Genomic DNA, 19555 nt, shown 5'->3' with positions numbered 1-19555 from the left:
AAATATGACTTTTAAGAAATCAATTGTTATATTTTCACTCCTTATCGGGTGCATCGGCAGCAATGCCGTTGCATCCGATTGGACTTATGATGAGCCTTTCATCCGTCAGTATTTCACATCGGCCAATCTGATTATTGAACTGCGTGATGGTTTAAAACTTCTCACGGGCAATGTGAAGCTGGGGGCTTTCTGCCACGACAAACTGCGCGGGGTGCAGACACCCAATGTTAGGGACAACATCATCTATCTCACTATTCATGGTGAGGATGATGAAGTAATGGATTTCAGAGTTCTGCTGGAGGATGGCACTGAGCGCCAGTTGCGCTACACCTACACTTATATATCAAATGACATGGTCGGGTGGGACATACCTTGGCAGATGAATCTATTCGGTCTTAAGGCTGTAGATGTGAATAATGGTGGAATGTATTCTGCTAAGGGTTCACTCGCAGATAAGCAGCATCTGCCTCTCGTAGGTGACTGGACTGCAAGCGACTTCACTCGTCTGAAAGACTCTTCTACAGGCTCCGACGGTACAACCGATGAGATTCGTAGCATAAATCTTGCCGAGGCTCGTCTCGTGGGCGACGCTCCTTTTGGAGGTTGGCTGTCAGCGTTCCCCAATGTAGGATCTGTAGAGGCCAATGTGTTGCCCGATGGCATGGCGGTGAGCGAATTTCTCGAGGGTGTAAACCCTAATGTTCTGCTCTATCTGCCAGAGACCACTACAGCAGATCCTCTATCCAATGTGGTGATAGGCACCAAGGCTCAGCGAGTGGTTATCACAGATGGCGCGCCATTCTATGCTCTTCACACATTTAAGGCGGTGAAAGCCTACTATAGCCGTTCATTCTCTCTGCCTACTATTGAACAGCGATCGGCAGGATGGGAAACCATCACTCTGCCTTTCCGCCCATCAGAGTTCACCGCCACCAAAGGCAAGCTGGCCCCTTTTGGCAGTGCCGAGATTGAGCATGATATGTACGAGGATACTAATCCTGATGGCTATCGTCCATTCTGGCTTCGCTGTCCCGACGGCACATCATTCACTCAGGCCAAAGAGATACTGCCAAACAAGGCTTATATCATCTCCATGCCAAACAGCACCAACTACAAGGAGGCTTACAATATTACAGGTGATGTAGCGTTTACCGCTACCAACGTCTATGTGATGGCTACCCCCGATGAGATGTCTGCCGAGGCTACCACAACCTATAATCTTGTGCCTACTATGAGCAAGGTGAAAGCTAGTGACCAGGTGTATGTGCTCAATAGCAAGCCTATCCCAGCCAGCAATTTAGTGGCGGGTGAGGCGTTTGTGCGCAACAGCAGCGACGCTCTGCCATTTCGTGCCTATGCTTCTCCAAAGGCTGGACATAGCGGCGCATCCTATTTCATAATAGATAGCGATAAGGCAACTGCCATTAGCCATCCATCTGTATTTGCATCTAATTCCGACCTCTCTGGTGTAGCCTACGACCTCAATGGCCGGAGGCTTACAGGTTCCGAGAGAGGCCTACGTATCATTAATCATAAAAAAATAATAGTAAGATGAAACGAATATACATCTCACCTCAAATAGAAGTAAGAGAAATCACGATGTGCGAAATTCTCGCTGGCAGTACCATCCCAGAGGATGATGACAATAAGAATCCCTCTATCCAGAGTAAATATTACGAATACAAATATAAATATAATCCCTGGGATGAGGAATAAACAAATCATGAGGATGTGTCAAATGAGGCACATCCTCTTTTATTTATAAGGTTCTACTTGCCGATGCACCATACGTAACCAACTGAATATCAGTTGTTTAATATAGGTTTGAGCCATAGGAAAGCCGGGTTGAATTGTAAGATTTTTTATCGGTTTAATTATCTGATATTCAGTGCTTTTTAGTCCTACTTTCCTACTTTTTTCAAGTATCTTTTTAAGCCCTTTTTTACGCCTTTCACTTTCCAATACAATAATGAATGTCTTTGATTCTCAATAGGTTAAGTACTAACGTGCTATTTGTGAGCCGCTTTTCTTCTGAATGAAAAGGATGTTGATTATCAGCTACTTACGATTTTCGTATTTTCACTTGGTTTCACTTGATTTCATTCATTTTGTATGTCATATATCTTTACAAACACCCATTTTAGGGGTTGAAGATTTAACATATTTAACCTTTGCAAACACTCAAAATCTGCATTTTCGTGCTAAAACGTGTTTTTTTATCATTTTTGAGAGGTTGGCTTTTATCTGAATAAATCTGCCATCGTCAGCTGGCATTGAATGTCATCAGAATAGCCGCCCGGCGCAAGTCCATAGGAGGTGATCAGTCCCACGGTAACTTGCCATTTCTGCTATATTTTGCCGAGTGCAGCTTATTGTATGCAAAGATACAAAAATATATCGAAAGACTAGAATATGTGTCAATGTTTAACTAAGTTCTATGTGAAATAGCCTCGATTCTAACACTTATCGGTATTCTGATGTGACATTTTTTCTTTTTATAAAAGAAAATGCCGGAAAAAGTTGGTGATTTCGAAATATTTCATTATATTTACAATTAAAAATTTTAAAAGCGGAGAATATGGATTTGACTCATAATATAATTGAATACGTGAACTGCTGCGTTGGTGCTTTTGCGAATCGTTTTAAGCTTTCATTGGCAGATTCGTACGCCTATTTGCGTAGATTTAAAGGAATAGACTTCCTTGTTGCTTGCTATGCGGCTGAGCATACTCTTTCTATAGAGGATGCAGTGGAGGATATTGCCATATTATGTCAAAAGAATGGAGGACGATTAGGATGCTAAAATTATATCATGGTAGCAATGTCGTGATAGATAAAATAGATTTATGTCTTTCACGAAAAGGCAAGGATTTTGGATGTGGATTTTATCTGAATCCAAATGAATTGCAAGCAATGGAAATGGCAGTTCGTACTGCTCAAAGACTGCAGGAGGGAACACCGGTAGTTAATGCTTACTTGTTTGATGACAGCTTGCTTATGGAAGATTCTACGGTTTTATCCGTAAAAGTCTTTGAAGATTATTCTGAAGAATGGGCAGAATTCATTTTGATGAATAGAAGGAATATGACTTCTACGCCTGCTCATCCTTACGATATAGTTATTGGTCCGATTGCAGACGATACGGTGGGTCTCCAAATGCGTCGCTTTATCCAGGGCTATATCAGTATTGACAGAATGATTGAAGAACTGCGTTTCAAAAAGCCTGCTGTTCAGTATTTCTTTGGAACAGAAAAAGCTGTTAGTTACTTAAAGAAGATTTGATTATGAATGAAGATATTCAGTTTCAGATAGAATGCCTCTCTACAGAATTGGTTGAGATGCTGATGCAAAAGTATGGATGGGATATGAAGAAAGCTCTGGATGAGTTGTATTCTTCAGAAACCTACAAGCGCCTGTGTAATCCTGCCTGTGGCTTGTATTACGAAGGCGCAGTATATGTTTTCTCTTATTTGGAGAATGAGATGGAAACTGGGGTGGTAAAATAATGGTAATTGAAGAAAGTAATTTGAAATTCAAAGAATATGGCAATCAAGAATGGCAATACGTTCCCACATGAACTATTCAAGGTTGGTGATTGGGTCACATTCCAGTGGGGTGATACGTTGAAGGAAGGCATTGTCTTTATTGTAGATGCTTATGGTACATTTGAATCTCCCAATACTCTTTCGTATGATATTATGGTTGAGAATGAGAATATGTTGTATAAGCATGTAAAATGCGATTTGATAAAATCGAGAATCTAAAGATAATGTATCGATAAGTCGTGGAAATCTATTGAAATTTGGTAGATTTCCACGATTTATCTGTATGTATTACAGAAACTGGTTATTAGTTTGCAATATTTCTAAAGGCAAAATAACCAACAAAAGATAAATTTCGAATTAAGGTTCTACCACCCATCCTGTTTGGTTTCCAACTGGCCCATTGGCAGATTCGTTATCCACGTAATAGAGTTTGAAATCTTGACCTGTCTTCAAAGCTTTCCGCACAGATCTATCCCTTCTGCATTTACCAAGGTTTCAGCCATCAATTTGGTAAGCTGCTCCGCCTTGGTCTCGTCTATAAAATTGTCTATTTCCATAATCTAATCCATTTAATAAGTTAGTCAGCGCACACCGAATCGAACGGTGATTTTTCGGGTTAGAGCCGAAAGTAATTGCCATTATACGATACGCCAGTTTCATTTGGACAGTTCTTTAACCACCTAGTCCAAATCTAAGCCATAAGTAGTCCCCCTTCTGTGTAAATAAGAATGGTGCTCTTTACATAAGGCTATTAAGTTGCTCCAGTCATAAGCCTTTGAATACTTCATATTGCCAGAATAATTAGTGAAGCTATCCTTATGGTGTACATCCTCCGCCGGCTTGGTTATGCCCAGCTTTAGGCAAATCTCACATAAAGGATGCTGCATTATATAGGCCAGCCGAAGCTCCCTCCATCTTTTACTGCGGTAAATGTCCGTCCTCTGTTCTCTGTTTATCTGTCTGCTTTTCTATGTATTAGTATTCTTCCTTAATGTAGGCATAAAGTCTGTTTGTAAATGAATGTTCTTTATGTTTCTCAATAAAGCAAATATAATAAAAATATAGAACATATCCAAATAAAATTAGCGGAAATTATAAACTTTATTAACAAATCAATCTCACTGCTGAATTTTGCCCCACAAGCTATTTGAAAGGCATAAATTTTGAGCTGACATAACTCCCAACACAAAGTTTTAAAATAATTTCACATTTTCTTGCAATCGTCAAAAACTTTTAGTATATTTGCAATATAAGTAAAGGGATAATCGCGAGTGGTGTTTGCTACTACAGACATACTTTAAGTTAATTTTTTCATAGGTTGGATAAGAAAATGGAGTAGAGATACTCCTTTTCTTTGGAAACCGCCTAGACAAAAGTTGACAAATTATACATATAAAGGTACTTGAAAAACAGTGATTTTCCGCTTTATCATTAGATTAACTCATTTTTAGATGGTGACAAAATTTTACTTTTTATTTTTCTAATACTATGAAACAATTAGCTATCAAATCCAATGACGGGTTTTTGCATTTAACCGATTTACCGCAAAATTGCATCTTTAACAAGAAGATTACTGGTTGTGGCGGTACAACCATTGCATTGAAGAATAATATAGATTATGTTATTGCAGTCCCAACTGTAGAACTGATAATCAACAAGATTAAAAGGGTGGACAGTGGAATTGGCACTGTCCGGTTTAAGGATGGCTGTATGATGAAAGTGTTTGGCATATTTGGCACTTTTGACTATCAGACCAAGAAGGGTTTAAAGGAATATGTAAAGAAAGAGGGTGTAAAGAAGATTATTTGCACTTATGACAAGCTGCCCAAACTGAAAGAGTTTATAGACACCAAGGACTATCAGTTATTGGTCGATGAGTACCACTCACTGCTAAAGGCTTACAGCTATAGACATACTGCCATCAACGGCATATTTGAAAACTACAGAGAATATAAGTCTGTCTGCTTTATGAGTGCCCCCCCATCAATTCGGATTTTAGGCCGGATGCTCTAAACGGTTTGGAGGAAGTGGAAGCTGTCTGGGACAATGCGGACCGTTTAATGGTAAAGTTGGAATACACTAACAAACCTTATGTGAAGGCTGCCAACATAATCAAAAATTACAAGACAGAAGGCTGTCTGGAATTAAACGGCATTAAAAGCTATGAGGCCTTTTTCTTTATTAACAGCGTAACGGATATAGTAAGGCTGATAGAGTGTACAGACTTGCAGCCGGAGGATGTTAGGATTATATGTGCCAATACGGAGGAAAACCAAAAGAAACTGGGCAGATTCAAGATAGAGAACAGCAACTGCCCGAACAAGATGTTCACCTTCCTTACTTGTAAATCCTTTGAAGGGGTTGATTATGAATCAGACACGGCCTTGTGCTTTGTCGTCTCCACTGCTTTCAATCCCCATACACAAGCCAGCATAGATACGGACATACCACAGATAGCTGGTAGAATAAGAACGGCCACCAATCCTTTCAGAAATGTTATAATACACATCTTTAACAAAACTTACAAGGACTTGCAATTAGATGTTACCTACAATGATATGAAAGAGACGGTAGACAGAGAACTGGAAGCCGCCAAAGGGCTGGTTAAGCTGTTCAACTCCTTGGAGGATGAGACACAAAGGGATATTCTTATGAAGAGCTTCAATAACAAGTATATAGCTGCAAAGAACGGCAGATTTGTCTTTTATGACACTCTGCCCAAGCTGGAGCTGTACAATTATACGGTTAATCAAGTTGTCTATAAAAACGGACTGTCAGTCAAGATGGCCAATGACGGGATTGGAGCACTAAGCAGCAGTGCTGAATTTAGTAGGGAGACTGGCAATTTGGAAAGTATAGCAAAGGCAACTAAGAAACTGTCCTTCAAGGATACCTATTTGAAAGCTCTGGATGCCAAGAGGAAATTAGACCCTTTTACATTGGACAGATATTGCAGTGAGGAATTGGTTAGGGATGCTGTATATAAGCTGACACCAGAGGAAGTTAAGTCTGTAAGATACACCAAAAAGGGAGTTAGGGAGCTGCTGTTGAGCAAGAATGGCAGACTGAATGACAGCACCAAGATTATTAAGATTATCAGAGAGAGTATTAACTATAATGAGTTTATAAAGAATGAAAGGATGAAAGCCGTTATAGGCAATGCCTACAGACTACTGGGAATTGCCAAGGAAGCCAAGGCTTCAGACATTAAACAGTGGTTTGAGGTTAAAGATGCTAGAAAGAGCATAGATGGGGTACAATACAGAGGATATTATATATTGAAAGAGAAACTAACCTTTAAAATTTAATTTAAGTATGAATGATTTTCAAAAATCAGAGTTAGTTGGCAGAAAGAAACTAAAGAAGTTTCTAGTCAGCTTTGGAGCTACAGATATACAGTTTACAGAGGGAGATTATGACAGAATAGACTGCTTTTTTACCAAAGAAGGTAAAAGGGTGGGAGTAGAGATAAAGGACAGAAGCCCCAAGATATGAAGGCTACGATACCTATATAATGGAAAAGCAGAAGCTGGATTATATGGAGGAGCTGTAGAGCAAGGGGGAAACCTACAGCTGCTGGATGGTAATTTTTTCAGCAACAATATGTATTTATTCAGATACAGAGACATCAAGCGGCTAATTGATGAAGGTAAAGTCAAGGTGGAAGGAAAATGGCTACCCAACTCTACAGTACATAAGACAAAAGAAGTTTGTAAAGATACTTATTTATTACCTAAAAAACACGCACTAACGTTTAAATTATGAAAAAGACACTATTTATTATCGCAACATTGATAACATTATTACTAACTGGCTGCAACAAGGAGTATAAGCCTTTATATGAATATGCCGACAAAATGGGAGTTGAATTGGATGCTTTCAGCATAGTAAAGAAAAGAGATTATTGTGATATAGATTCCATTAGATACTATGACAATCTACTGCTTAAAAAGAGCAATGAACTGGCCAGTAAAGTAAAGGCCAATCCATATATAAGCAATGACAGTATATCTAAGTACAGAAAGTATGGCCTTATCAATTTCCAAGAGGGCAAGCCTAACTGTACTGCCTATTACGGGGTAGTAAAGGGCACTAATAAACTTGTCGGTGTCTATGTAATGGATGATGGCCGGACAGTCAGCTTTGACACTGAAAAGGCCGAATATATAAGTCTGAAATACAGCCAGTGGAATTATCTGGAGTTTGTAGACGGATTGATATATTAAATTTAATGTAAAGCCAGTTCCTTAGTTGGAGCTGGCTTTCTTGTTATAATGTTTTATATCATTAAATAATCTAATAAATCCAGCCTAATAAGCTGGATTTATTTATTACTACTTTTTATTTTTAAGTAGTCCCCATTGGTGCATCATAATTTTAAATACCTTATCTGCGCCAATCTTTCTAACAAAATTAGTGATAAAATCACCTTCTTGATTATTCATAATTAAACTTTTAAAATATTATTTATTGGAAATATACAATAAATATTTAAGATTCCCAAACTTTTTCCTATCTTTTCGCATTATATTTCTCAATATTACTAATTAGATTCTTATTAGGGTTGTTTGGATAGCCACTATAATCTAATTCACTTCCTCTGAATTATATTCTAACTCCTCATTGTCCCATTCTTGCTGCCACGTTTGGATTAGTTGGTCTGCATCGGTTATATTGTCAGTTAAGCCAAGTTCCTTGCACTTATATTCATATAAATTATATAGGTCTGTATCTACAGTGTGCTTGCCGATATACCATAGTATAGGATGTTTTACTTGCAAACTGCTCCCTCTTTTCCTCATCGACATTAGCTATTTGCCGTTTTGCCTTGCCTAGATTGGCAGTGCTCTTTATAATGAAGACACACTCTTTGCACAATGGAAGGGTAAGTATGTCTATACTATCATCCTTCCTTCTTTCTTTCTAGCTCCTTTAACTTGTCATAAGCAAACAGTAATTGTAGGGCACTTTTACTAGACTTTTCACCTTCAACCTTTGCCATTGCCCTCTTTAGCTTGGCAGTCTTTAAGGTGTCATCATTATGTGCATATACCTCTTTAACCATTGTATCGTCAGCGTGTCCCAGCATAATGCAAACCACATCAGCATCATAGCCTTTTTCCCTCATAATGGTTGCAAAGGTATGTCTGGCCATGTGGAAAATATCGTTCATTTAAGGATTTGGGAGAATATAGAGAATAAACCGGTAACAGATTGAGAATTAGGTGTTTTTCTATATTCTGCGAGTGTGGCAGAAAAGCAATCCGGCACGGAATATTGAATCCTTTCGGTTACCAAACCGTTATCCACCGGTTTCCCCAATGAAGTGAGGTAACGAAAAAAAGGAGAGATTTCTATAGAGAGGTTTCTATCTCACTATTCCTCAATGTTTTGCTTGTCAAAGAACGCTTTAACAACGGGTAATTTTGCCCATAGAATTAAAGCATATGAAAATAGAGAAATTCAAGGTGTTGCTCTACCTCAAAAAGAGCCGATTGGACAAGTCGGGCAAAGCCCCCATCATGGGACGTATCACCGTCAATCGTTCGATGGTGCAGTTCAGTTGCAAAATCTCCTGTACGCCCGATTTATGGAATCCTCGTGAAAGCCGTCTGAAAGGCAAGAGCCATGAAGCCGTGGAGACTAATGCGAAGCTGGACAAGCTGATGCTTTCCATCCACACGGCATTCGACACGCTTGTGGGAAGAAACGCGGAATTCGATGCGGAAGCTGTCAAGAACCTGTTTCAGGGAAGCCTCGAAACACAGATGCCCCTGTTGGGAATGACGGACATCGTCTGTGAGGAACTGAGGAAGCGTATCGGGATAGACCGGGCAAAAGGAACTTACCCTGCCTATATCTATACCCGGAGAACCTTGGCAGAGTTCATCGAAAAGGAGTTTCGCACCAAAGACGTTGCTTTCGGTCAGATGACGGAGCAGTTTATCCACGATTACCAGAGTTTCATCTTGGACGAGAAAGGACTTGCCATAGATACCTGCCGGCACTATCTGGCTATCGTCAAGAAAGTATGCCGAAAAGCCTATAAGGAGGGACATGCCGACAGATGCTTCTTCGCCCACTTCAGTCTTCCCCAACCAAAGAAAAAAACGCCGAAAGCCCTAAGCCGAGAATCCTTCGAGAAAATCCGTGACTTGGTAATCCCCGAACATCGCGCCTCCCATATCTTGGCAAGAGATCTCTTTCTCTTTGCCTGCTATACGGGAACAGCCTACGCCGATGCCGTTTCCGTTACACGTGACAATCTGTTCACGGATGACAATGGCGGGCTGTGGCTTAAATACCGCCGCAAGAAAAACGAGCTTCGTGCCTGTGTCAAGCTGCTGCCCGAAGCCCTTGCCTTGATAGAGAAATACAGGGATGACGACCGTCAGACTCTTTTCCCGATGTTGCACTATCCCAATATGCGCCGCCTCATGAAATGTCTGGCTGTCCTTGCCGACATCAAGGAAGACCTGACCTACCATGCCGGCAGGCACTCGTTTGCATCGCTGATTACCTTGGAAGCCGGCGTTCCTATCGAGACCATCTGCAAGATGCTGGGGCATTCCAACCTGCAAACTACTCAGGTGTATGCGAAGATTACGCCCAAGAAGCTTTTCGAGGATATGGACAAATACATCGAAGCGACAAAGGATTTGAAACTCATATTATAAACACCCCATAGATAACAAACGAATTATGCGTAGCACATTTTCTTTATTGTTATACATCAACCGAAGCAAAGTCCGCGCGGACGGCACGACCGCCGTACTCTGCCGAATCTCCATTGACGGGAAAAGTACGACGATAACCACCGGCATCTCCTGCAATCCCAAACAGTGGAATGCCAAAAAGGCGGAGACCGTAGAGGTGCGGACGAACAATCGCCTGAAAGAGTTTCGCAAGCATGCGGAGCAGCTCTATGATGAAATGCTCAAAGAGCAGGGTGTGGTCAGTGCCGAACTATTGAAAAACAAAATTGCAGGTCATGCGGTCATTCCTACCCATCTGCTCAAAATGGGAGAAAGGGAACGGGAACGCCTTGCCGTCCACTCCAAGGAAATCGACTCCACTTCGACCTACAGGAGTTCTCGGTATTACCAGAGCTATATCCGTGAGTTCTTGGACTCGAAAGGCAAGACGGACATTGCCTTTTCAGACATCACAGAGGAATTCGGACGGGAATATAAGGTCTACCTGAAGTGGTACAAGAACTTCGGAGCTTCGCAGACCAACCATTGTCTTTGTTGGCTGAACAGACTGATGTATCTTGCCGTAGACCATGAGATCATCCGTACCAATCCTCTGGAAGAGTTGGAGTATGAGAAGAAACCGCCCTCCAAGCGGATGCATATCAGCAGGACTGAACTGAAACAACTGATGGAGCTGAAACTGCCCGCCAATGATCCATTGAAGGAATTGGCTCGCAGGGCTTTTATTTTCTCCTGTTTTACGGGACTCGCCTATGTCGATACCCAGCTGTTGTATCCGCACCATATCGGGCGAACTGCAGAAGGGAGACGGTATATCCGAATCAATAGAAAGAAAACAAAGATAGAGTCATTCATTCCTCTGCATCCGATAGCGGAGCAGATACTTGATTTGTACAATACGACCGATGACACACAGCCAGTCTTTCCTCTGCCAAGCAGGGATATGATGTGGTTTGAGATACACGAACTGGGCGTTATTATCGGACGCAAAGAGAATCTGTCCTATCATCAAGCCCGGCACAGCTTCGGATCGTTCTTGATTTCCGAGGGGATTTGTACGGAGAGCATTGCCAAGATGATGGGACACGCCTCCATCACCAGCACGCAGATCTATGCGAAGATTTCCGAGAAGAAGATTGCAGAGGATATGGATAGGTTAATCGAAAGAAGAAAAAACAATGAATATTGAATTACTATGAAAAGAGAAATCATAACCATTGGAGAGAACGGAAAAGTACATATCCCGACAACTTCCGTTTGGATGTCGGCTTGCGAAATAGCCACCTTGTTCGGTGTATTCTCCGGTAAGGTAAGCAGCCACATCAAGTCTATCCTCAAAGAGGGCTTGCTCAGAGAAGATGAGGTGATGCAAACGCTATCGTTTAGGGGCGGTGCAGTGGATTTATACAACCTTGAAATGATAACGATGCTGTCGTTTCGCTTTCCTTCTCCACAAGCAAAGCTCTTCCGAAAATGGATAATTAGCAAACTCATTGAGAAGAAAATACTTTTTTCTCCACTAATTGTGCATCATAGCAAACACGGATGGTGGAACTAAGTATGAAGAAGAATGTTAGTATATTCAAACACCCCATTTTGTATGTTGAAAACCTATAATTTGTCTATTTTCTTGAAACCTGATTGTTTTATACGGTATCTTTGTGTCAAAAATAATACTATTATGGATCAAAGAATAATTAGGATATATGTTTTTATGCTGTTCCTATTATCGGGAAAAGCGAATATGTTTGCCCAGATTCAATTAAAGTCAGAATATATTGCTCCATCTGTATATAAAGATGAGAATGGCAATAAAATCGGTGGTGAAGGAAACTTACAGACCTTTGAAGGCTCTGTGAAACTTCCTTTATATATAAGGAAGAATGAAAACAGGAGACTGACGGCTTGGATTGTCGCTTTGGATGGTACATACGCTTCCATGAAGAATAAAGAAATGCCGTCGGATTTTACAGAGAAAGAACTTATGAATGCTCAAATGGGAATTATGCATCTGCGACCGCTTAATGAGAATTGGTCTATACTTGCCATTTTAGGAGCAGGAGTGTACACCTCTGATCTGAATAAATTGTCAGGCAGTTCATTCCTCGGTCAGGGAGGTGTATTATTTATCAGACACGCAAACAAGAATTTGGACTGGGGGACTGGTATTGCGTTGAATAATGCGCTGGGGTATCCAATGATTTTTCCGTCCTTATATCTGGATTGGAAAATAGAGGGAAAATACAAATTCAAATTATCCATGTATAATACATTCAAGGCAGAAATCAGCACACGATTTAGTAAGAGTTTCTATCTGGGAATACATGCGGAATCCAAAGGACTTATGGCTGCAGTAGAAAAAAATGGCAGCAAGAAGTATTTCGTGATGCAGTATGGTTATATAGGTATTCAACCAGAGTTCAGAATTGGGCAATATATTTCTATCCCTATTGTTGGAGGAATTGTCGCATCAAGAGAAGCTTATTTTCGTTCACGGACATTGAAGGCTTTCTTCAGCAGCAAAGACAACTACCCACATTTCGGCGTATCTCCCTATTTTTCAATAGGTATCCGATACGGATTATAATAAATGCTCAAGTATAACGTTTAATACATTATAAGATTATATGACAATAAAAATCGCGCTATTCCTTTTGATACCCCTGTTTGGACATGGAATAACTTTTTCACAGAATGTCGTAAATGATTTAACTGGTTTGAGAGAAAACCTGACGCGAAAAATATTTGAAAAGACAAAGGATTTGTCTAATGAAACTCAACTATCCATCGTGCTCATAAAAAATGGGATATCCCATTTTTATGGAATGATAAAGCAAAATGACACGATTAAAAATATTGAGAACAAAGATAAGGTTTTTGAGATTGGCTCAATTTCAAAAGTCTTTACGGCGACATTACTCGCCGATGCAATACTTGAAAGGAAGATTAAACAGACAGACGACATAAACAAATTTTACCCTTATACGTTCAAGGATGATGTGCGGATAACTTTTGAAAGCCTGTCAAATCATACATCCGGATTGGGAGAAAATCCCTCCAATTTGCAACTTTCAGAGTTTCTGGCAGACAGTACAAAAGCAGAGCGGGAAAATCCTTTTCAGAAATACAGCGACTCTGAATTAGAGTATTACCTCAGAAATCAGTTGCAATTATGTTGTTCTTCCGATAGGAAAGAATATCTGTATTCAAATTTGGGAACAGGTTTGTTGGGATATACGTTATGTCAAATGGAAAAATGCAGTTTCACGGAACTCGTTTCCAATAAAATCTTCAAAAAGTACAAAATGAATAATTCATATACAGATGCAAGATTAGTAGAAACCGGTCTTGTCAAAGGAATAAGCCTCACAGGTGTTCCTATCGGCAATTGGATATGGGATTCGGATGTGTTTTTAGGAGCCGGTGGTATTCTTTCTTCTGCAAACGATATGGCATGTTTTTTAGAGGCTCAATTTGATATGGGCAACAAAGAACTTGCAATGACAAGAAAACCGACTTTCAAAGTAAACGACAAACTTAGCGTAGCACTTGGATGGCATATCGTAAAGGCAGATAACGGAAACGATTTATATTGGCACAATGGTGGTACGGGCGGTTTTTCTTCCTCTATGGTATTCGATATGAATGAAAAGAGTGGAGTCATTATTCTTTCCAATGTTTCTTTTCTGCATCCTCATGCGAAAAATGTAGACGCATTGTGTTTTGAAATAATGGAAGACTTGGCAAAAAAGTAATAGTATATATATGCAAGAGAGAAAGAAACAAAGCGTATTATATGATTTTCTTATGGAGAAGAAATACAGATGGACTCGCCATTTCCTGCTTATCATCTCCATCGGCATTATCTCCACAAACCATATTTTTATTACCTATGGAGAACAGATTCGAGGCGGAAATGTTTGTGGTATTATATTTGCGCATATAGTAGCTTATCTGTTGCTGATATATCTGAATATGTACATCTTCATTCCTAAATTGCTACAACAAGAAAGGTATGTGCAATATGCAGCTGTCTTGCTCGCTGCAATATTCACATTCGTGATAGCGAATATCGGCTTGGAGTATTACATTCATTTTAAGTATCAAATACCTTTCGGGCCATATTCTTTTTTTTCTGACGGACGCAATAAAGCAGTCGATTTCTTCTCCGATTTCTCGGTACTGACATTGTCGGTGACGAGTATTACTGTAATCGTCTTTTACAAACATTGGATCCAAATGACTGAGATGGAGGAACAAATCGGAACTCGCAGGCTAACCGTTGAGTTGGAAAATTTGAGAAACAATATCGGATCGGAATTTCTTTTGGCTAAATTGAAAAAAGCAACTGCACTATGCCTGACCGAACCTCCGGAAGTATCTCCGCTATTATTGACACTGAGCCGGATTGTACGCTATCGCCTATACGATTGCAGCAATCCGGTTGTACCACTCAATTCCGAAATCAAAATCCTTAAAGACTACCTGAATTTGGAAAAGAAGTGCGGGACTCTCGCCGATTTCACACTCTCTTGCCAAATGAGGACTGGTATTTGTTTTATTCCTCCATTGACGTTACTATCGTTTGTAGAAGAACATCTATTCAATTCACCGGGAAAAGACCGAATGGAAATTGAGATTGAAATATGCGCCGACACGCTTGTCTGTACCTGTACAAACAATAGCAATCCTCCCAAAACGGGTAAGCGCATTTTTACCATCTCAAGAAGACCAGAAAACGCTTCACACAAAACGAGTTTGAAAAGTTCCTAAGCTTTCCAAGAAATTTTCCGATAAAGTTTTTGGGAATTAATAAACATAAAGAATCGAATGGCATTATTGAAAGAGATAAATAAAAAGATTGGAACACAAATCCAAACAGGAGGATTCCATAGAATGGGAAACCTGCTTGTACTTTGCATTATAGTTGTCTTGACAATGGAAATGGTCTATAACACTGGCAGTGTACACGGACGGCTCACGAATGCAAGGTTTTGCGAATGGATGGCATATTTCATTGTCTTCACCTGCACCGTATATACCAACGCCCGCCTGCTGGTTCCTCGTTTTCTGTTGCGCAATAAGTTGTCAGGATATTTCGCTTCCATCGGTTTGTGCGTATTTCTGTTGATGCTTTTTATCATACTGGTGCAAAACACCCTGTACGATGTTCCCAAAAGTTACAGGCTGACCTCTCTTTGTTTCAATATCGCGGGAAATATGTTATTGTTGGGATTGACGATAGCCTCTACTTCAGTAGTACCACTGTTTCGTTGCTGGGCTGAAAACAGCCGTCGAGTATCGGAATTGGAAAAGACGACGGCAGAAGCAGAATTGCAACAACTGAAAAGCCAGATAAATCCGCACTTTCTTTTCAACACGCTCAATAATGCCAACATTAAAGCAGAACAAGAACCACAACTGGCATATGCCATTCTTTCCCGGCTTGAAAATTTGTTGAGCTATCAGTTGTCCGAATCCTCGCAAGAAAAAGTTCTGATACGGAATGAAATTTCCTTCTTGCATGACTATTTGGAACTGGAAAGTACACGTCGTGGAAACTTGTATTACGAAATCAAGACAGAGAGCGTGGTGGAAGATATATCTATATACCCATTACTGTTTATTCCCTTTGTAGAAAACGCAGTCAAGCATAGTGTTGAAGTCAAAGGAAAGACAAACATACACATCACGTTTGCTGCATCCGAAAACCAACTGCACTTCCAGTGCGAAAACACCAAGGCCGCTTCTCGTACATCGAATCATTACGGAGGTTTGGGGTTGAAAAACATCAAACGGAGACTAGAATTGCTATTCGGAAAGTCTTATACCTTATCCATTACGGAAGAAGAAAATAAATATACTGTATGCTTATGTGTGAACCTATAAAATGTATTATCGTCGATGATGAACCTATCGCCCGAGAAGGATTGGAAAGGTTGGTACGCAAGAGTCCAATGCTGGAACTTGTCGGCAATTTTGAGTCTGCAGAATCTGCGACTGAATACATAAAAGACAATCCTGTGGATTTAATATTCCTTGATATCGAGATGCCCAGAATAAACGGGCTTGATTTTGCCCGTAAAATCCCGCAACAAACACTTGTCGTTTTTACCACAGCCTATTCCGAATACGCATTGGATAGCTATGAGGTAAACGCTACCGATTACCTCGTCAAACCCATCGAGGAAGAACGTTTCCGTAAAGCAGTGGAAAAGGTTTCTGCCTATCACACCCTACTCATCAATGTAGAGAAAGAAAGTGTGGAGGCAGATGTGGATTTCTTCTTCGTGAAATCAGAGCGTAGATATTTCAAAATCAGATATGACGACATCCTCTTTATAGAAGGCTTAAAGGATTATGTAATCATACAAACAGAAAATCGACGCATCATTACCAAGATGTACCTGCGCACTATCCATGAACTTCTGCCTCCGTCTGTTTTCTTCCGCATCAACAAATCCTATGTTGTGAACTTAGAGAAAATAGAATCGTTCGACACCAACGACGTCTTCATCGGAAAATATGAAATCGGTATCGGCAATACTTACAAAGAAGATTTCTACAAAAGGCTCATGACATGATAGTTGACTTTGCTATATACCAATCAACAATTCAAAATCGAATGCATATGGAAAGATTAGTTAAGACATTTTTATTCAGAGTACTCTCTTCAAATGAATCGTCCGCTGACGAGCAGCGGAATGCAACTGATAACTTGATAAAAGAGATCATTAAATTGAACACGGAAGAGAACGATAACATTTTTATACTCCGTATTCTTCGTTATACCCGTTTCCGTTTGCAATCTCTGCAAGAGAAACCCTCATCGGATAGGGCGGGGGAAAAATGTGGCAGAGCTATTGTCTGTCATTGATACAGAACTGGAACTGTTGAATATGCGAATACAGGGGTTTCTTCCTGCTTTGCCCGTCAAACCAGCCAAGAAACTCCGTTGGACAGGCAAAGCGACAGATTTAGTTGAATTGCTTTACGCACTCGACACCTGTAACTGTATCAACGGTGGTGAAATCGGTATAGAAGAACTGGCAGACGCCTTTTCTGAAATCTTTAGTATAGAAATCAAGAACTGCTACAATGTCTATATGAACATGAAACGCCGCAAGGATGACAGCCGCACCTATTTCCTTGATGAACTCCGAGAGAAACTGAACAAACGAATGGTGGAGAGCGACCTGAAAGGCGGAAAATTCAAAAAACGGTAATTGCATTAAAATAATCAATCAGGCTTCTCCAAACGAGAAGGAAGCCTGATTTTTTTTGCAATAAAGAACAATACGATGTAAAATGGCTACTGTCGATGTTGCCATTTCTCTTGAAATTCACGAGTCAGTTGCACGATTTCACCTCCGATTATTGCTAATTCAAGTGTCAGTTTCTCCAATTTTGCGAGCATGGCAAAGGCTTTCTTCTCTGTAAAGTTGCTCTTCATTGCGACTACTGTCTGGTTGTAATTGACTCCCACACTGCGGAATTGTCCATACAAAGTCGTCAGCTTTTGATAATAGTCAAGCAACGAACGATCCACTTTTATCACCCGAAAAGTCTCATTAAAGATTCTTGCCTTGATGAATAGTGACAGACTTGGTACACCGCTTTCCTCTTTCATCGTGAGGAAATGAGCGTATTCCGTCGGTGTGAAATTGACCGTAACACGCTTTTCTGTCTTCTCTTTGGAGCGTGCGCTCCGAATTTTCTTCATTTTCATTTTTTACTTTGGATTTTAGTGTTTCACGACATAAGTAGTATTCAAAACATGACATTTTCTCTTTCAAGAAAAACGACTTCGGAGTTTTTTCAGCTCTCTTGGAGAGCAAGGGGTTTATGCTGCAAAAACGAAGTCATGCTGCATAAAACATACCTTGCTATTTGCACTGACGCAAATAAATTCGTTCCGAAGAACGATATGTTATTCTCTCGAAATGTATGTTTTCAAAGCCATGAGATACCGACTTATCGCTTACTGCAAAGTTACTAAGCGTTATGCCTAAATCCCTTACTTCATACGAAGCCACAACCATCCAAATCGACGCCACAAGTACGCACTAAAGAAAATCACGCTGATTACAGCATTACCGAGCCATATATTTGCACCGTTGAATATGTCGGTGGAGGTATGCGTCTTCGATGACATCACGTTCCGATGAGCGATATAGGCGAGGGGGTATGTCAAAGAACATTTCCTTGATTCTTTCACTCGAACGTGGGAATGTGCGAAAGCAGATACAATCGAACGATTGTATTGATGGGCACTAATCAATATCTCCACAGAAAGGATATGAACGAAAGGATGTACCTCTACCGGTACAATCCGATTATTGGGCATATCATTGATAGCGGACATATTCATCTTCATCGGTAAATATACCGACAACGAAATGGACAGTGAATTGTATGACAATAAAATTAAGTAAGTATGAAAGAAAATCAAAACGGCAAGGTAGATCCCGTTGCCATCCGAGAACTTATTTCACAGGGTATTCCCATGAAAAGAAAAGAGAGTGAGATAAAACACTCTCAATCTGAAGAGCAGAGTGTCGAATCGGAACGTACAAATGACGAGCCAATGTTAAAGGATTTTTCAAGGCACCAAAGAAGAGAAAGGCGAAAGGCTGACAAGGGTGATTATGAGTCGCTTTTCATCTGTCGCAATACCTTGAAAAATCGCAAGACCATCTATATCGCCAAAGAGTTGCAGGACACGCTGGCAGAGATAGTTATGTCTATGAGAAACAGAGATATGACCATCGGCATCTATGTGGAGAACATCATCCTCCACCACCTTGAGACCTACAAAGATGAAATCAACAGATTGGCGGAGATTAAGTTTAAGAAACTATTGTGAGGCATCTAGTAATGGCTTTTTGTTATTTTTGAGCCGTATCAACTCACAGTCAAAAGTAACGAGGTGGTTTTCATTGAGGGGCTTTGTCCGCCCAAAGCTCACGAAAGAAAGGAGCGGTCGGCAAATCTACCGACCGCTTTACTCCATCTGTTCTTCTTGAACGGTTATTCGTCCCGTCCTTACTTCGGAATAAATCATCTTGTCTGATTTTATGCGGATTTCAGAGGTGAGAGAGTTTGAGTTTCAACTTTTTCTTCTTCCCTGCTTCTCGCATATCCGACATTTTTTTATGCGTCTTTTCGTCGGGTCGGTCGTTTTCGTTTCAGTGGCGTAAAAAGGTAGGGCTTAGGACAAACAAGGTTTTACGGCGAGAATACTACCTGCAATGAAATGGAAGTGTGGAGATTGTCGTCTAAACGGCTTGCCGC

General features: G+C 40.4%; 22 protein-coding genes. 19 read left to right on the top strand and 3 right to left on the bottom strand.

From position 1 onward, the window contains the following. Positions 1-4 precede the first annotated feature (4 nt). The 5 genes from L888_RS0109545 to L888_RS0109525 all read left to right on the top strand — a co-directional run bounded on the left by L888_RS0109545 (position 5) and on the right by L888_RS0109525 (position 3764). On the top strand, positions 5-1555 hold the full coding sequence (locus L888_RS0109545; RefSeq protein ID WP_027952722.1) for a hypothetical protein: 1551 nt from the start codon (positions 5-7) through the stop codon (positions 1553-1555). 1023 nt (positions 1556-2578) lie between these two features. Further along, positions 2579-2803 (top strand): DUF3791 domain-containing protein, encoded by a 225-nt coding sequence (locus L888_RS14130; protein ID WP_015310540.1) that lies wholly within the window; start codon positions 2579-2581, stop codon positions 2801-2803. After that, entirely contained in the window at positions 2797-3282 is a 486-nt protein-coding gene (locus tag L888_RS0109535) for a DUF3990 domain-containing protein (RefSeq protein ID WP_027952721.1), read from the top strand. Before L888_RS14130 ends, L888_RS0109535 begins: the two co-directional genes overlap by 7 nt. Before the next feature lie 2 nt (positions 3283-3284). Continuing rightward, on the top strand, positions 3285-3506 hold the full coding sequence (locus tag L888_RS0109530; protein ID WP_005847932.1) for a hypothetical protein: 222 nt from the start codon (positions 3285-3287) through the stop codon (positions 3504-3506). Between the two features lie 36 nt (positions 3507-3542). After that, a complete protein-coding gene (locus L888_RS0109525; RefSeq protein ID WP_027952720.1) occupies positions 3543-3764 on the top strand; it encodes a hypothetical protein in 222 nt (73 codons plus the stop codon). A 461-nt stretch (positions 3765-4225) separates the two neighbouring features. Here L888_RS0109525 and L888_RS15070 read toward each other — a convergent pair whose 3' ends face one another. Then, positions 4226-4432 carry an HNH endonuclease signature motif containing protein gene (locus L888_RS15070; RefSeq protein ID WP_084567361.1) on the bottom strand — a complete coding sequence of 69 codons (207 nt, stop codon included), beginning with the start codon at positions 4430-4432 and terminating at the stop codon, positions 4226-4228. A gap of 601 nt (positions 4433-5033) precedes the next feature. Here L888_RS15070 and L888_RS14315 point away from each other — a divergent pair. From L888_RS14315 to L888_RS0109500, 4 genes are all read left to right on the top strand, one after another. Then, positions 5034-5558 carry a DEAD/DEAH box helicase family protein gene (locus L888_RS14315; RefSeq protein ID WP_052323298.1) on the top strand — a complete coding sequence of 175 codons (525 nt, stop codon included), beginning with the start codon at positions 5034-5036 and terminating at the stop codon, positions 5556-5558. Positions 5559-5563: 5 nt separating this feature from the next. Then, entirely contained in the window at positions 5564-6853 is a 1290-nt protein-coding gene (locus tag L888_RS13560) for a hypothetical protein (RefSeq protein WP_052323297.1), read from the top strand. Between the two features lie 7 nt (positions 6854-6860). Further along, complete coding sequence (locus L888_RS13555; RefSeq protein WP_245594858.1) at positions 6861-7040, top strand: hypothetical protein; 180 nt, start codon at positions 6861-6863, stop codon at positions 7038-7040. Positions 7041-7306: 266 nt separating this feature from the next. Continuing rightward, positions 7307-7771, top strand: a complete 465-nt coding sequence (locus L888_RS0109500) for a hypothetical protein (RefSeq protein WP_027952719.1) — start codon at positions 7307-7309, stop codon at positions 7769-7771. 677 nt (positions 7772-8448) lie between these two features. Here L888_RS0109500 and L888_RS14905 read toward each other — a convergent pair. Then, the gene (locus L888_RS14905; RefSeq protein WP_245594857.1) at positions 8449-8718 is read right to left on the bottom strand and encodes a tyrosine-type recombinase/integrase; all 270 of its coding nucleotides are present in this window, start codon (positions 8716-8718) and stop codon (positions 8449-8451) included. Positions 8719-8992: 274 nt separating this feature from the next. On the opposite strand from L888_RS14905, the gene L888_RS0109485 reads away from it, so the two are divergent. The 9 genes from L888_RS0109485 to L888_RS0109445 all read left to right on the top strand — a co-directional run bounded on the left by L888_RS0109485 (position 8993) and on the right by L888_RS0109445 (position 17487). Next, positions 8993-10222: a site-specific integrase gene (locus tag L888_RS0109485; protein ID WP_027952717.1), complete on the top strand. Its 1230-nt coding sequence runs from the start codon at positions 8993-8995 to the stop codon at positions 10220-10222. Positions 10223-10247: 25 nt separating this feature from the next. Next, positions 10248-11450, top strand: coding sequence for a site-specific integrase (locus L888_RS0109480; protein WP_027952716.1), 1203 nt, complete (start codon positions 10248-10250; stop codon positions 11448-11450). Between the two features lie 6 nt (positions 11451-11456). Next, positions 11457-11819, top strand: coding sequence for a hypothetical protein (locus tag L888_RS0109475; RefSeq protein WP_027952715.1), 363 nt, complete (start codon positions 11457-11459; stop codon positions 11817-11819). A gap of 123 nt (positions 11820-11942) precedes the next feature. Continuing rightward, a complete protein-coding gene (locus L888_RS0109470; RefSeq protein WP_027952714.1) occupies positions 11943-12848 on the top strand; it encodes a DUF6268 family outer membrane beta-barrel protein in 906 nt (301 codons plus the stop codon). Between the two features lie 40 nt (positions 12849-12888). Next, positions 12889-14016: a serine hydrolase domain-containing protein gene (locus L888_RS0109465; protein ID WP_027952713.1), complete on the top strand. Its 1128-nt coding sequence runs from the start codon at positions 12889-12891 to the stop codon at positions 14014-14016. A 10-nt stretch (positions 14017-14026) separates the two neighbouring features. After that, positions 14027-15034, top strand: coding sequence for a histidine kinase (locus L888_RS0109460; protein ID WP_027952712.1), 1008 nt, complete (start codon positions 14027-14029; stop codon positions 15032-15034). Positions 15035-15091: 57 nt separating this feature from the next. Continuing rightward, the gene (locus L888_RS13545) at positions 15092-16150 is read left to right on the top strand and encodes a sensor histidine kinase (protein WP_084567360.1); all 1059 of its coding nucleotides are present in this window, start codon (positions 15092-15094) and stop codon (positions 16148-16150) included. After that, a complete protein-coding gene (locus L888_RS0109450; protein ID WP_027952711.1) occupies positions 16147-16845 on the top strand; it encodes a LytR/AlgR family response regulator transcription factor in 699 nt (232 codons plus the stop codon). The genes L888_RS13545 and L888_RS0109450 overlap by 4 nt, the downstream gene beginning before the upstream one ends. Before the next feature lie 315 nt (positions 16846-17160). Then, positions 17161-17487, top strand: coding sequence for an RteC domain-containing protein (locus tag L888_RS0109445; protein WP_027952710.1), 327 nt, complete (start codon positions 17161-17163; stop codon positions 17485-17487). An 86-nt stretch (positions 17488-17573) separates the two neighbouring features. Here L888_RS0109445 and mobA read toward each other — a convergent pair whose 3' ends face one another. Beyond that, complete coding sequence (mobA, locus tag L888_RS0109440) at positions 17574-17990, bottom strand: conjugal transfer protein MobA (protein ID WP_027952709.1); 417 nt, start codon at positions 17988-17990, stop codon at positions 17574-17576. Between the two features lie 708 nt (positions 17991-18698). Here mobA and L888_RS0109435 point away from each other — a divergent pair. Further along, positions 18699-19127, top strand: coding sequence for a DUF3408 domain-containing protein (locus L888_RS0109435; RefSeq protein WP_027952708.1), 429 nt, complete (start codon positions 18699-18701; stop codon positions 19125-19127). The last annotated feature ends 428 nt before the right edge of the window (positions 19128-19555 follow it).

Source organism: Hallella seregens ATCC 51272 (genome assembly GCF_000518545.1).
In the GTDB taxonomy this organism is placed as follows: domain Bacteria; phylum Bacteroidota; class Bacteroidia; order Bacteroidales; family Bacteroidaceae; genus Prevotella; species Prevotella seregens.
Note: the sequence above shows the minus strand (reverse complement) of the source record. Positions and strands in the feature narration are given on the sequence as shown.